At 58.7% G+C, this 12,491-nt stretch carries 15 protein-coding genes and 1 tRNA gene; 11 read left to right on the plus strand and 5 right to left on the minus strand.

Annotated features, from left to right (window positions below; all coding sequences use genetic code 11):
• Positions 1-15 precede the first annotated feature (15 nt).
• The 3 genes from ACF8O8_RS00560 (at position 16) to ACF8O8_RS00570 (ending at position 2,736) form a co-directional block, all read left to right on the plus strand.
• Complete coding sequence (locus ACF8O8_RS00560) at positions 16-1,398, plus strand: amino acid permease (protein ID WP_392509103.1); 1,383 nt, start codon at positions 16-18, stop codon at positions 1,396-1,398.
• A 57-nt stretch (positions 1,399-1,455) separates the two neighbouring features.
• Positions 1,456-1,953 (plus strand): PaaI family thioesterase, encoded by a 498-nt coding sequence (locus ACF8O8_RS00565; protein ID WP_003251394.1) that lies wholly within the window; start codon positions 1,456-1,458, stop codon positions 1,951-1,953.
• 87 nt (positions 1,954-2,040) lie between these two features.
• Positions 2,041-2,736 (plus strand): glutathione S-transferase N-terminal domain-containing protein, encoded by a 696-nt coding sequence (locus ACF8O8_RS00570; protein ID WP_010954888.1) that lies wholly within the window; start codon positions 2,041-2,043, stop codon positions 2,734-2,736.
• A gap of 180 nt (positions 2,737-2,916) precedes the next feature.
• Here ACF8O8_RS00570 and ACF8O8_RS00575 read toward each other — a convergent pair whose 3' ends face one another.
• A complete protein-coding gene (locus ACF8O8_RS00575) occupies positions 2,917-4,533 on the minus strand; it encodes an inorganic phosphate transporter (protein WP_010954887.1) in 1,617 nt (538 codons plus the stop codon).
• Between the two features lie 128 nt (positions 4,534-4,661).
• On the opposite strand from ACF8O8_RS00575, the gene ACF8O8_RS00580 reads away from it, so the two are divergent.
• From ACF8O8_RS00580 to ACF8O8_RS00610, 7 genes are all read left to right on the plus strand, one after another.
• The gene (locus ACF8O8_RS00580) at positions 4,662-5,048 is read left to right on the plus strand and encodes a DUF488 domain-containing protein (RefSeq protein ID WP_010954886.1); all 387 of its coding nucleotides are present in this window, start codon (positions 4,662-4,664) and stop codon (positions 5,046-5,048) included.
• Positions 5,049-5,058: 10 nt separating this feature from the next.
• On the plus strand, positions 5,059-5,502 hold the full coding sequence (locus ACF8O8_RS00585; protein WP_010954885.1) for a GNAT family N-acetyltransferase: 444 nt from the start codon (positions 5,059-5,061) through the stop codon (positions 5,500-5,502).
• Positions 5,503-5,609: 107 nt separating this feature from the next.
• Entirely contained in the window at positions 5,610-5,999 is a 390-nt protein-coding gene (locus ACF8O8_RS00590) for a helix-turn-helix domain-containing protein (protein ID WP_010954884.1), read from the plus strand.
• 63 nt (positions 6,000-6,062) lie between these two features.
• Complete coding sequence (uvrY, locus tag ACF8O8_RS00595) at positions 6,063-6,701, plus strand: UvrY/SirA/GacA family response regulator transcription factor (RefSeq protein WP_003251380.1); 639 nt, start codon at positions 6,063-6,065, stop codon at positions 6,699-6,701.
• Between the two features lie 6 nt (positions 6,702-6,707).
• On the plus strand, positions 6,708-8,531 hold the full coding sequence (uvrC, locus tag ACF8O8_RS00600; protein ID WP_010954883.1) for an excinuclease ABC subunit UvrC: 1,824 nt from the start codon (positions 6,708-6,710) through the stop codon (positions 8,529-8,531).
• Between the two features lie 33 nt (positions 8,532-8,564).
• On the plus strand, positions 8,565-9,125 hold the full coding sequence (gene pgsA, locus ACF8O8_RS00605) for a CDP-diacylglycerol--glycerol-3-phosphate 3-phosphatidyltransferase (RefSeq protein WP_010954882.1): 561 nt from the start codon (positions 8,565-8,567) through the stop codon (positions 9,123-9,125).
• A 63-nt stretch (positions 9,126-9,188) separates the two neighbouring features.
• A tRNA-Gly gene (locus tag ACF8O8_RS00610) sits at positions 9,189-9,264 on the plus strand.
• A gap of 158 nt (positions 9,265-9,422) precedes the next feature.
• Here the strand turns inward: ACF8O8_RS00610 and ACF8O8_RS00615 are convergent.
• From ACF8O8_RS00615 to ACF8O8_RS00630, 4 genes are all read right to left on the minus strand, one after another.
• Complete coding sequence (locus tag ACF8O8_RS00615; RefSeq protein ID WP_392509104.1) at positions 9,423-10,100, minus strand: DsbA family protein; 678 nt, start codon at positions 10,098-10,100, stop codon at positions 9,423-9,425.
• Between the two features lie 360 nt (positions 10,101-10,460).
• A complete protein-coding gene (locus tag ACF8O8_RS00620) occupies positions 10,461-10,736 on the minus strand; it encodes a hypothetical protein (RefSeq protein WP_010954880.1) in 276 nt (91 codons plus the stop codon).
• A 325-nt stretch (positions 10,737-11,061) separates the two neighbouring features.
• Entirely contained in the window at positions 11,062-11,628 is a 567-nt protein-coding gene (locus tag ACF8O8_RS00625; RefSeq protein WP_392509105.1) for a hypothetical protein, read from the minus strand.
• Positions 11,629-11,656: 28 nt separating this feature from the next.
• A complete protein-coding gene (locus ACF8O8_RS00630; RefSeq protein WP_392509106.1) occupies positions 11,657-12,157 on the minus strand; it encodes an RHS domain-containing protein in 501 nt (166 codons plus the stop codon).
• Between the two features lie 199 nt (positions 12,158-12,356).
• Here ACF8O8_RS00630 and tnpB point away from each other — a divergent pair.
• Positions 12,357-12,491, plus strand: a 135-nt coding sequence (tnpB, locus tag ACF8O8_RS00635; RefSeq protein ID WP_392509108.1) for an IS66 family insertion sequence element accessory protein TnpB, incomplete at its 3' end; no start/stop codon positions are given.

Genomic DNA, 12,491 nt, shown 5'->3' on the forward strand with positions numbered 1-12,491 from the left:
ATTCGAGGGTTCTTCATGGCTTCGCAAGACAACAAGAAACAGCGCTCACTGCAGCACGGCCTGACTTCCCGTCAGGTTTCCATGATCTCCATTGCCGGCATCATCGGCGCCGGGCTGTTCATCGGGTCCTCCAACGCCATTGCCACCGCCGGCCCGGCCATCCTCATCTCCTACGCCATGACTGGCCTGCTGGTCTTGCTGGTGATGCGCATGCTGGGTGAAATGGCCATCGCAAACCCCAATAGCGGCTCTTTTTCCACCTACGCCTCGGAGGCCATCGGGCCTTGGGCGGGCTTTACCATTGGCTGGTTGTACTGGTGGTTCTGGGTGTTGATCATTCCGGTGGAGGCCATTGCCGGTGCTGACATCCTGCATGCCTACTTCCCTGGCGTGCCGTCCTGGCTGTTCGCTTTCCTGATCATGCTGGTGCTGTCGGGCACCAACCTGGTCAGCGTGAAGAACTTCGGTGCCTTCGAGTACTGGTTCGCGCTGGTCAAGGTGGTCGCGATCATTGGCTTCATCGGGGTCTGCACCTTGGCGGTGTTCGGCTTCTGGCCGCTGGCAGAGGTATCCGGGGTGAGCCGGCTGTGGGACAGCGCTGGTTTCATGCCCAATGGGTTCGGGACGGTGCTTGGGGGCGTGCTGATCACCATCTTCTCGTTCTTCGGTGCCGAAATTGTCACCATCGCGGCTGACGAAACCGCCAACCCGAAAGACAAGATTCGCCGCGCCACCAACCTGGTGGTGTACCGCATCGCCATCTTCTACCTGGCGTCGATCTTCCTGGTGGTGTCGCTGGTGGCCTGGAACGACCCCGGGCTCAAAGCGGTAGGGTCGTTCCAGCGTGTACTGGAAGTGCTGAACGTGCCGGGCGCCAAGTTGCTGGTTGACCTGGTGGTGCTGGTGGCGGTGACAAGTTGCATGAACTCGGGGCTCTACACGGCGTCGCGCATGCTCTATTCGCTGGGCGCGCGTGGTCAGGCGCTGAGCGTGACCAAGCGCATCTCCGGTTCCGGCGTGCCGACCGTGGCAGTGATCTTCTCCACCCTGGCGGGCTTCGCTGGCTGCTTCGTCAACTATGTGTTCCCGGGCAAAGTGTTTGGCTTCCTGCTGTCGACCACCGGCGCCATCGCCTTGCTGGTGTACCTGGTCATCGCCGTGTCGCAACTGCGCATGCGTGCCCGTGCCGAGCGTGAAGGGCGTCCGCTGGAACTGAAGATGTGGCTGTTCCCATGGCTGACCTGGCTGGTGATAGGCACCATCGTCATGGTGCTGGGCTACATGCTGTTCAGCGATGCCTATCGCTACGAAACGCTGATGACTGCCGGGGTGACCGCGTTCATTTTGCTGGTTTCGCTGACCCAGCGGCGTGCGAAGATGGTTGCCCAGACGGCCTGATGTTTCTGCTTTAATGGGGGCGTTGCGCGCCCCCATTCCAACAAGCACAGGAAGCGTATGACTGATCACACACTTTCCCTTCAAGCCCTCGCGGCCCCTGAGGGTACTTGCTATGGCTGCGGCTGTTCCCACCCCAGCGGCCTGCACCTGCAAAGCCACTGGGACGCCGACGGTGTTCACCTGGTGTGCCGTCACTCGCCCGACAGCACCTTCATTGGCTGGCCTGGCCTGGTTTACGGTGGCCTGCTGGCGATGCTGGTTGACTGCCACTCCAACTGGACGGCGATGGCCTACCACTACCGTAACGAAGGCCGAGAACCGGGCAGCCTGCCGCGTATCGACTGCGTTACCGGCACGCTCAACCTGACCTACCTGAAACCTACGCCGATGGGCGTCGAGCTGTTGCTCAAGGCGCGTGTCGAAGGCGAAGTGGGGCGCAAGAGCCGGGTCATCTGCGAAGTCTGGGCAGAGGATGTACTGACTGTGACTGCCGACTCCGTGTTTGTCCGCGTCGATACCGAAAAGCTCAAGCTCAAGGCCCACGGCCAGGCCTGAGCTGCCAACGCTGATGAGTGGTCGGTGATGGTCAGCGGCTGGGGATGTCTCTAGAGTGACAGGTTCATTCCCTTGGCAAGGTTGATCATGACCGAACTCAGTGCTTTCCCCATTACCCGCAAATGGCCCGCCAAACACCCCGAACGCCTGCAGTTGTACTCGTTGCCGACGCCCAACGGGGTGAAGGTGTCGATCATGCTCGAAGAGATTGGCTTGGCTTACGAGGCGCACAAGGTGAGCTTCGACAATGACGACCAATTGAGCCCCGAGTTCATCTCGCTCAGCGCGAACAACAAGATCCCCGCCATCCTCGACCCGAACGGGCCGGGCGGTCAGCCGCTGGCGCTGTTCGAATCGGGGGCGATCTTGCAGTACCTGGCGGAGAAGAGCGGCCAGCTGCTCAGCCAGGACCCCGCCCAGCGCTACCAGACCCTGCAGTGGCTGATGTTCCAGATGGGCGGCATCGGGCCGATGTTCGGCCAGGTCGGGTTCTTCCATTTCTTTGCTGGCAAGGAATATGAAGACAAGCGCCCGCGCGACCGCTATGTCAACGAGTCCAAGCGGCTGCTGGGCGTGCTGGATCGGCATTTGAAAGGTCGGCAGTGGATGGCTGAGGAATACAGCATCGCCGACATCGCCATCTTCCCTTGGGTGCGTAACCTGGTGGAGCGCTACAACGCCCGTGACCTGGTGGGCTTCGACCAGTTCAAGGAAGTGCAGCGCGTGCTGGCGAATTTCCTCGAACGGCCAGCCGTGCAGCGTGGCCTGAAAATCCCGGGCTGATCAACCTGTGTAGGGACAACTGCCTTGTGCAAACGTTGAAAGGCCTGCGCGGTCGCCCGTAGGAGCGGGTTCACCCGCGAAAGGGCCGGGCCTGCTGGCCAATCTCCACCCGCCGTTCACCGTTGCCGCCGCTACCGTATTCGCGGGTAAACCCGCTCCTACAGAAGGCGGCGTACGGGTTCAGAAGATGTGGTTCAGCAGCCAGTACAGGCTGCCAGCCAACAGCATTGCCGCTGGCAGGGTCAGCACCCAGGCCATCAGCAGATTGAACAAAGTGCGTTTCTGAATCCCCGACCCATTGGCCACCATGGCGCCGGCCACCCCCGAACTCAGCACATGCGTGGTCGACACCGGCAGCCCGAACATATCCGCCGCGCCAATGGTGCACATCGCCACCACTTCGGCCGATGCGCCTTGGGCATAGCTGAGGTGGGTCTTGCCGATCTTCTCGCCAACGGTGACTACAATACGTCGCCAGCCAACCATGGTCCCCAGCCCCAGCGCGATGGCTACAGCCACCTTCACCCACAACGGAATATAGCGGGTGGCGTCGTCCAGCTGGGCCTTGAACAACTGCACTTGGCTGCGGGTGTCGGCATCGAATGTCACCAGGTGGTTTTTCTCCATGAGGCGGATGGCTTCACTGGTCAGATACATGTCGTTGCGCACGTTGGCCATGGCTTCAGCCGGTACGCGCTTGAGCGAGCCATAGCCTTTGACCTCTTCGCCGATCATCCCGGTCAGCGCCGCCAACGCCGGTACCAGGTGCGGGCTGGCCTTGGGCTCGGCAATGAACAGGGTCAGTACCTGGCGCGGGTCAGCCGGGGCCGCTTGCGGGTCGCTGCGTACCAGTGCCTGGCGGGTCACCTCGGCGACAGCGGAAAACTGCAGGGCCTGCCCGTTGGGCATGGTCTTGTTCAGCGCATAAGCCATCGGCAGGGTGCCGACCAGAATCAGCATGATCAGGCCCATGCCTTTCTGGCCATCGTTGGAACCGTGGGCAAAAGAGACCCCGGTGCAGGTCAGAATCAGTAGGCTGCGGATCCACCACGGTGGCGGTGTCTGGCCTTCCGGTGCCTGGTACAGCGCCTTGCGTTTGACCAGCGCGCGCAGGGCCAGCAGCAACAGGGCTGCGCAAGCAAAACCAATCAGCGGTGAGAACAGCAGGGCATAACCCACCTTGCTGGCCTGGGCCCAGTCCACGCCGCTGGTGCCGTCACGCCCATGCATCAGCGCATTGGCCACGCCCACGCCGATGATCGAGCCAATCAGGGTGTGCGAGGACGATGCCGGCAGGCCCAGCCACCAAGTGCCAAGGTTCCAGATGATCGCCGCCAGCAGCAGGGCGAAGACCATGGCGAAGCCGGCCGAAGAACCCACCTGTAGAATCAGTTCTACCGGTAGCAAGGCGATGATGCCGAAGGCCACCGCGCCACTGGAAAAAAGCACGCCCAGGAAGTTGCACAGCCCAGACCACACCACTGCGACCGGCGCCGGCAACGAATGGGTGTATATCACGGTGGCTACCGCGTTGGCGGTGTCGTGGAAGCCGTTGACGAACTCGAAGCCCAGGGCAATCAGCAGCGCCAGGCCCAGCAGAAGGAACGGTGTGGCCGTGGTGATGACCGTACCGCTTGCGGTCACATCCTGCTTGAGGCTCCAGGCGGTGTAGGCGATACCAGCCAGCAGCAGGCTGAAGAACAACGTTAAGGTGGCACGCCCAGGTTTGTGGGAGAGCTGCGGGCGAGCGTCGTGTTTGGCCAGTAGTGGGCTGCTGGCCACTGACGGGGTTGCCATGGGGGCTCCGGTTGGCGTTGGGCGAAAGTGCCGAAGGCCTTGAGCATAGAAACAATTCGTAACCCGGCCGTGACCTCGATCAATGAATTATCTAGGCTCAAGACGGACGGTAATGGCAGGAGACACCCATGATTCGCTGCAAGCGTGTCTATGATGCGGTTGAGGATGAAGATGGCCAGCGTGTACTGGTCGACCGCCTGTGGCCGCGCAACAAACGCAAGGAAGACCTTCATGGGCAGTGGTTGCGCGAAGTGGCACCTTCGAACGAATTGCGTAAGGCGTTCCACCAGGGAGACGTGGATTTTGCCGGTTTTACCCAGCGTTACCAGCAAGCGCTGGCGGCCCACCCCGAGCACTGGTATCCGCTGCTGGACCTGGCCAGGAAGGGGACGCTGACATTGCTTTATGCCGGCAAGGACAGCGAGCACAACAATGCCCGGGTGCTGGCCGACTGGTTGGAAAACGAACTGGACAGGAGTGGCCCTGGCAGTTCGCCAGTTTGTTATGCCCAATGAGTGCGATGCGATGTTCTTACAGTTGATTCCCGCCCAAGACATCCACTGCACCTTCGCCCGCGACCTTACGCGCCGCGCCATGTTGCCCTACTACCGTGAATTCGACCTGCTGTGGATCGAGGACGCCTTCGACGCGGCCTGGGGCTGGCGCGAGCAGTGGCTGGTGATAGAAGGCGACACGCTGTTGGGTTTTTGCAGCCTCAGCCAGGACCGCCAGGCGCTGTTCATCCGCGAGTTGCACCTGTTGCCTGAGCACCGTGGGCGAGGGGTCGGTAGCTGGGTGCTGGAAGAACTGGCGCTGTGGGCCAGGCAGCGGCGCCTTCCCCTGTTGCGGCTGATGGTGTTCCGCAGCAACCCGGCCCGCCTGCTGTACCAGCGTCATGGCTTCGTCGAAATGGGTGAAGACGAATGCTTTGTACGGATGCAGCGAGATATCAACATAGTAGCTAAATGATGGCTTGTCGCGACCGCAGAGCATGGGCATAGTGGATCCACACCTTTACGGCTGTCTGCAGGCGGGCAGCCCGTACTTGAGGAGATAAGGGAAAAGGAGAAGCCCCTATGAACGGAATCGGTATGCGGCTGCGGGAAGAACGTGAGCGGCTGGGTATGACCCAGCGTGTATTTGGCGATATCGGTGGGGTCGAGCCCAACGCTCAAGGCAAGTACGAAAGCGGTGAACGCACGCCGCGGCTAGATTACCTGGCGGCATTGGCGACCCGGGGCGTGGATGCGTTGTATGTCCTCAGCGGCCTGCGCACCCCGGCAGCGCACGAAGGTTTGAACACGGATGAGTCCGGTTTGCTGGGGGCTTTTCGGAAATTGCGGTCGGATGATCAGGCGGCGCTCTTGCACCTTTTGGGGCGGTTGGCCAACGACGCCAAGCCCCGGCAAATAGTGCGGCCGCTTACTGTCGAACGTCAGTCGTTTCTGAAGGAAGCAATGCGTTAGGCCCACCGTGAAAAATTTTGTTAAGGTGGCGGGATCCAATCGCCCTGCTGACGAGGTGTGTGCTTGATTAGGGTCTTAGTGGTCGATGATCACGATCTGGTACGAACCGGTATTACACGGATGTTGGCCGACATCGACGGCCTGCAGGTGGTGGGTGAGGGAGATTCCGGCGAGTCGGCACTGAAACTGGCCCGGGAGCTGAAACCGGACGTTGTGCTGATGGATGTGAAAATGCCCGGCATCGGCGGCCTGGAGGCCACCCGCAAACTGCTGCGCAGCCACCCTGACATCAAGGTAGTGGCGGTGACGGTGTGCGAGGAAGACCCGTTCCCCACACGCTTGTTGCAGGCCGGCGCTGCCGGCTACCTGACCAAGGGTGCAGGCCTTGACGAAATGGTCCAGGCCATTCGTCTGGCCTTTGCCGGCCAGCGCTATATCAGCCCGCAGATCGCCCAGCAGTTGGCGCTGAAACCGTTCCAGCCGCAGGGGTCTCCGTTCGACGCGTTGTCCGAACGGGAAATCCAGATTGCCCTGATGATCGTCGGCTGCCAGAAAGTGCAGATCATCTCCGACAAGTTGTGCCTCTCGCCCAAGACCGTCAATACTTACCGTTATCGGATCTTTGAAAAACTCTCGGTCACCAGCGACGTCGAACTGACCTTGCTGGCCGTTCGCCACGGTATGGTTGACGCAAGCCTGTAAAACCTCATGTCCCAAGTCTTTGATGCCAGCGCATTCCTGGCGACCTGCAGCGGTCGCCCGGGCGTTTACCGGATGTTCGACGGCGAAGCCCGGCTGCTTTACGTGGGCAAGGCCAAGAACCTGAAGAAGCGCCTGGCCAGCTATTTCCGCAAGACCGGCCTTGCGCCCAAGACCGCCGCGCTGGTTGCGCGCATCGCCCAGGTTGAAACCACCATCACCGCCAACGAAACTGAGGCGTTGCTGCTGGAGCAGAACCTGATCAAGGAGTGGCGGCCGCCTTACAACATCCTGCTGCGCGACGATAAGTCCTACCCCTACGTGTTTCTGTCCGATGGCGAGTTCCCGCGCCTGGGCATTCACCGTGGGGCGAAAAAGGCCAAGGGCCGTTACTTTGGCCCGTACCCCAGCGCCGGGGCCATTCGCGAAAGCCTCAGCCTGCTGCAAAAGGCTTTTTCTGTGCGTCAGTGCGAAGACAGCTACTACGCCAACCGCACCCGGCCATGCCTGCAGTACCAGATAAAACGCTGCAAAGGGCCCTGCACCGACCTGGTGACTGCCGAGGAATACGCAGAGGACGTTCGTCATTCGGTGATGTTTCTGGAAGGGCGTAGCCAGCAACTGGGCAATGAGTTGAACGCCGAGATGGAAAAGGCCGCCATGGCCCTCGATTTCGAAAAAGCCGCCGAGCTGCGCGACCAGATCGCCTTGTTGCGCCGCGTGCAGGACCAACAGTACATCGAGGGCGGCAGCGGCGATGTCGACGTCATCGCCGCCTTCGTCAACCCGGGTGGTGCCTGTGTGCACCTGATCAGCGTGCGCGGCGGGCGAGTACTGGGCAGCAAGAACTTCTTCCCGCAGGTGGGCATCGAGGAGGAGGTGGCCGAGGTCATGGCCGCATTCCTGTCCCAGTACTATCTGGGCAACGCAGAGCGCGAGCTACCCGGCGAGTTGATCGTCAATGTTGTTCACGAAGATTTCAACGCCATCACCGAAGCGCTGCACACGCTGCGTGGCCGCGAACTGACCATCAGCCACCGGGTGCGTGGCACTCGCGCCCGCTGGCAGCAACTGGCCGTGACCAATGCCGAGCAGGCGTTGAATGCCCGCCTGGCCAACCGCCAGCACATGGCTGCGCGCTTCGAAGCCCTGGCCGAAGTGCTGGGCCTGGATGAAGTGCCGCAACGCCTGGAATGCTACGACATCAGCCACTCCAGTGGTGAAGCTACCGTGGCCAGTTGCGTGGTGTTCGGCCCCGAAGGGCCGATCAAGTCCGACTACCGCCGCTTCAACATCGAAGACGTCACCGCAGGTGACGATTATGCGGCCATGCATCAGGCCCTGACCCGCCGCTATGGGCGCATCAAGGACGGCGAGGGCAAGCTGCCCGATGTGCTGCTGGTGGACGGCGGCAAGGGCCAGCTGAACATGGCCCGCGATGTGATGCAGGAGCTGGGCTTCACCGACCTCACCCTGTTGGGTGTGGCCAAGGGCGTCACACGCAAGGCGGGTTTCGAAACCCTGTACCTGAACGATGTGCATCACGAATTCACCCTCAAGGGCGATTCATCGGCGTTGCACCTGATCCAGCAGATCCGCGACGAAGCCCACCGCTTCGCTATCACCGGCCACCGGGCCCGTCGTGGCAAGGCTCGTCGAGTCTCCAGCCTTGAAGATGTGGCCGGGGTAGGGCCCAAGCGCCGCCGCGACCTGCTTAAACATTTCGGCGGCCTGCAGGAGCTCAACCGCGCCAGTATCGATGAAATCGCCAAAGCCCCCGGCATCAGTAAAAAGCTTGCCGAGTCGATTTATGCCAGCCTGCATAGCGAGTAGAATGCCGGGCTCAACTTGCAGCCAGTCGTACCGATGAATATTCCAAACCTGCTCACCGTTCTACGCGTCCTGCTCATTCCGTGCTTCATTCTGCTGTTCTACATGCCCTATCAGTGGAGTTACATGGCCGCCAGCAGCGTATTCGCCGTAGCCGCCGCCACCGATTGGCTGGACGGCTACCTGGCCCGTCGACTGCAGCAGAGCACGCCGTTCGGCGCCTTCCTCGACCCGGTGGCCGACAAGCTGATGGTGGCAGTGGCCCTGGTGCTGCTGGTGCAGACCCACGCCAACTTCTGGCTGACCCTGCCGGCGGCGGTCATCATCGGCCGCGAGATCGTGGTGTCTGCGCTGCGCGAGTGGATGGCTGAGCTAGGCGCGCGGGCGCATGTGGCGGTGTCCAACCTCGGTAAGTGGAAGACTGCGGCGCAGATGCTGGCGCTGGTGATCCTGCTGGGCAACCCGCCGGTGGTGACCTTCTGGGTGATCCTGGGCTACGGGCTGCTGCTGGTGGCAGCGGGGCTGACGCTGTGGTCGATGGTGCACTACCTGCTGGCCGCCTGGCCGCACCTGCGCGAAGGCTCGGAAAAAAAATAAAAGTTTTTTGAATCAAGGGGTTGACGCTGTTTTAGAAATCGCTAGAATGGCACCCATCACGACGCGGGAATAGCTCAGTTGGTAGAGCACGACCTTGCCAAGGTCGGGGTCGCGAGTTCGAGTCTCGTTTCCCGCTCCAAATAAAGATCTACAGGTTTCAGTCGAAGTCTGTAAGTCGTTGAAAAAAGGCCCTTCGGGGCCTTTTTTCGTTCGAATGCATTCTGCCTCAATACCCCGCCCTCCACGAAATTCAAGTACAAACACCACAACGCGGCGCCCTGGCCGTGACGTCGTGTGCTACCTGGACATATCGCTGATCACGTCAGCGGGCATTTCAAAGATCTCGGGTGCGCTCAACAGGTCCACTGCGGACAGCAAGGCATCGGGATCGATTGGGTCTTCCAGGATCAGGGTGTGCTGGGTGTGATTGTCGGTCAGGCGCAACGTGGGGGTGGCGTTGAATCCGTTCTCCAAGGCTTGCGCTTTTTGCGTGTCCACGACTTGGGCAGCCCGTTCGCCGGCCAGGCAGCGTTGCAGGGACGGGCCGATGTCCGGATAGTCGTGTCCAGCAGCCAACCCACGGCCGTTGCCTTGAGCATGCAGGTAGACCCAGAGCACCGCCCCCCAAACGCCTTCGCGCCCCCCACGCTGGCCCATGCATTCGATCAGTCGCGCTTCCCGACTTGCGGCCGGTTCATGCTGGGGGAGGGGCAGGTGACGCCAGGCCAGGTTGACGTGATCGTTGGTGACGATCCAGCGTTGCAGTTGCGGTAGGTAGGCCTGGCAGCGCGGGCATTCGAGGTCGGCGTAGAGGGTGATGGTGAAGCGCGCTTCGGGGTTGCCGTAGATCTGCTGCGGGCCATCATCGGCGGTGGAACGAAAAGGTAGCGGCAGCCACCAGCACAGTGCCAAAACCGCGGCTGCGAGCCAGCCGCAGGCCCACTTTAGGTTGGTTGCACTCATCCGTTTGCGCATGTTGTTGCTCCTGGCAATTCCAGATCGAACGGCTCGAAACCGGTGCGCCGTTTCCATCCTGAGTCATGCGGAGGGCGGCATCGAGTCCACTGATGCCGAGTTGCTGCATGAGGCTATGACGCTGGCTTGCTCTTCAGGTTCCGTCATCGCCAGTGCCAGATATGAACGGGTGGCACGGTGCGGAACAACGGCTACTCCTTTGTTTCAACGATGGACGCTGTGGGGTTGAACGCTTTCGATAGAAGTGGCGCCGCGGCGGTTTGGAAGTAAATTCACACAATGTCCCTCTACCCCTTGAAACGCATGGCCTGCAGGCAGCATGCGTCAGCGCAGGTGCAAGGCTGAACCTGGAAGCCCTGCTCAATCAGCCTGCTTTTCTGAGCTTCGGTTTTGCTGGCGAGGGGATTCACGGTTTGATTCCTCAGGTAGGCCAAGGCGAATCGGGCAAGCGGCTGAAGCGTTACTCTCTGGTCCTGTTGCCTTGTCTTGCGTATCTGGATTGACGCACGAATCAACGGATTTTCCAGGCGATGACGGGGCAAACTGGCGCAGGATGGTGGGTTCGTACAGCGCTTCCTCCATCGCCGAATGACCATTTTGCTCACGAGGGCTTGGTTTCAGAGAATATTTTTTCAATCTCTCTCGTGTATTGTCGGGGGGCTGGTATTCGAATTTTTGTTAGGTAGTGCCATCTTCAGTGCACTTGCTGACAAGCCGGCCGATTGCGTCCCGCTCGAAGTCATGGCGGATGGCGGTCGTTCGTTTCGGGCATTTTATACATGCCCCGAGATGGGCTGGCGAGTCGTGGTGCCTTACGATTTTTTTTAGCGGGGTAGCGACGAAATAGGTTCGGAAGTTTTAACCTGGTACTGCTCCATTTTGTAGTAGGTGGGGTTCATGAGTCGCATACGTTTCTTTGGGAATATTTCTAGGGACTCGCGAACGTACGTAGTTCATGTGGCTATGAGAACTGCCAAAACCCTGCGATTATGATTCCGGTATCGTTATTTCTATACAAGTAAAGTGAGCCATATCCGAATATATAGTTTCCGCTAATTAAGTTGTCTGGATAATAATCTTCATCAATTTGTATGAAAAAGCTGTAATTATCTCTTCTCAGGTCGTTATAGTAGAATGGTTCGTCTTGTATTAACAAGGGGGTCTCCGCTCGAGTTATAAAGTTAAACTCATCCGAGGCTACTTCGCAATAGTCTGTAATGTATGATTTGTTAAGGTGCTTTATCGTATGGTTTTCGTTTTCGCTTTCTTCTGAGAAGTCGTGGGAGAATACTTTTATTGAGCAGTTGGGGTATATATTTTTGTCAATCATGTTTGAGTAATCTTTCGGGATTAAAACTGATATATACTTATTTTTGTCGTCAGGGTTTTGGAATGATGCGTAGAAATTATAGTTTTCAAAACTTTGCTCCATGCCTGTGAGGATGGTCGGAATGTTTCCTCCGATCCTGCCAGTTTTCTTGTCGAATGAATTTTTATCAATTTTGGCGATTAGGTTGTTTATGGGCATTTTGTTAATCCATGTTTGTTAGTGAATTTTATTGATTTTTGTCTGAGTTCCATTGCTTTTTCGGTGGCAAATATTTTAGCGTTTTGAGGGTCCCAGCCTCTGTTTTTACTAGATCCTCGTATATGCCTCTGCGTGTTATTGCAGTGTTTCTATTTATGTTTTGTATTGCGCTCTGTTTTTTCAAAGTCTCCGGGTTGTGTAGGCTGTACTTTGCTTGTGGCTTCGATATGTTTTTGTGCATTGTGTTTTCTTGTAATGCTATTGCTGGATTTGTATTTGCAATACCTGACTTTCTGTTTGTTATAAATTGGTGATTTTTTAACCAGGCATTTTGTAGTAACTCATGAGCGGTCCAGATAGTCAGGCCACTAGAGTCAGTTAGCTGCTCTGGTAGACCTGCCAAGTTGGTGTGAAAGTAATGTGTCGTTTCACTACCCAATTTTCCGTCAATGCGTGCTAGCGGCTCATAGCTGTCCGGAGTGGCATACACATACAAGCTAGCCAGCCCGCTCTGCACCTCTTGAAGCAAGCGCAACCCTTGCCAGTGAAACAACACCCGCCTACGCGGCTCTGGATACTCCCTCTGATAAACCGTAAGTGATCCATCATCCCCACATTCCAACCGTCCACCTGATTCCCGATGCTGTGCTCCCGATTTCTTTCTGGAGCCAGCCCGCCATGATGCGCCCCGACAGCAAAGTCGAAAAGTCTACCTCTACCCCAAGCCCGTGGACTTTCGAAAGTCCATCGACGGCCTCACTGCCCTGGTCGAACTGGACATCAAGGTCGCCGTGTTCGACCCGGTACTTTTCGTCTTCCTCAATAAAGCCCGTAACCGCATCAAGGTGTTGTATTGGGAGCGC

Origin of the sequence: Pseudomonas sp. TYF_14, assembly GCF_043105275.1 — a bacterium.
Taxonomy (GTDB): domain Bacteria; phylum Pseudomonadota; class Gammaproteobacteria; order Pseudomonadales; family Pseudomonadaceae; genus Aquipseudomonas; species Aquipseudomonas alloputida.

What these genes read in the sequence shown, in the direction of transcription:
- ACF8O8_RS00565 (WP_003251394.1), top strand. Translation starts at nt 1,456, where the DNA reads ATGACTGATCACACACTTTCCCTTCAAGCCCTCGCGGCCCCTGAGGGT.
- uvrC (WP_010954883.1), top strand. Translation starts at nt 6,708, where the DNA reads ATGTCCCAAGTCTTTGATGCCAGCGCATTCCTGGCGACCTGCAGCGGT.
- ACF8O8_RS00560 (WP_392509103.1), top strand. Translation starts at nt 16, where the DNA reads ATGGCTTCGCAAGACAACAAGAAACAGCGCTCACTGCAGCACGGCCTG.
- ACF8O8_RS00580 (WP_010954886.1), top strand. Translation starts at nt 4,662, where the DNA reads ATGATTCGCTGCAAGCGTGTCTATGATGCGGTTGAGGATGAAGATGGC.
- ACF8O8_RS00590 (WP_010954884.1), top strand. Translation starts at nt 5,610, where the DNA reads ATGAACGGAATCGGTATGCGGCTGCGGGAAGAACGTGAGCGGCTGGGT.
- ACF8O8_RS00625 (WP_392509105.1), bottom strand. Translation starts at nt 11,628, where the DNA reads ATGCCCATAAACAACCTAATCGCCAAAATTGATAAAAATTCATTCGAC.
- ACF8O8_RS00585 (WP_010954885.1), top strand. Translation starts at nt 5,059, where the DNA reads ATGTTCTTACAGTTGATTCCCGCCCAAGACATCCACTGCACCTTCGCC.
- ACF8O8_RS00575 (WP_010954887.1), bottom strand. Translation starts at nt 4,533, where the DNA reads ATGGCAACCCCGTCAGTGGCCAGCAGCCCACTACTGGCCAAACACGAC.
- ACF8O8_RS00615 (WP_392509104.1), bottom strand. Translation starts at nt 10,100, where the DNA reads ATGCGCAAACGGATGAGTGCAACCAACCTAAAGTGGGCCTGCGGCTGG.
- ACF8O8_RS00570 (WP_010954888.1), top strand. Translation starts at nt 2,041, where the DNA reads ATGACCGAACTCAGTGCTTTCCCCATTACCCGCAAATGGCCCGCCAAA.
- pgsA (WP_010954882.1), top strand. Translation starts at nt 8,565, where the DNA reads ATGAATATTCCAAACCTGCTCACCGTTCTACGCGTCCTGCTCATTCCG.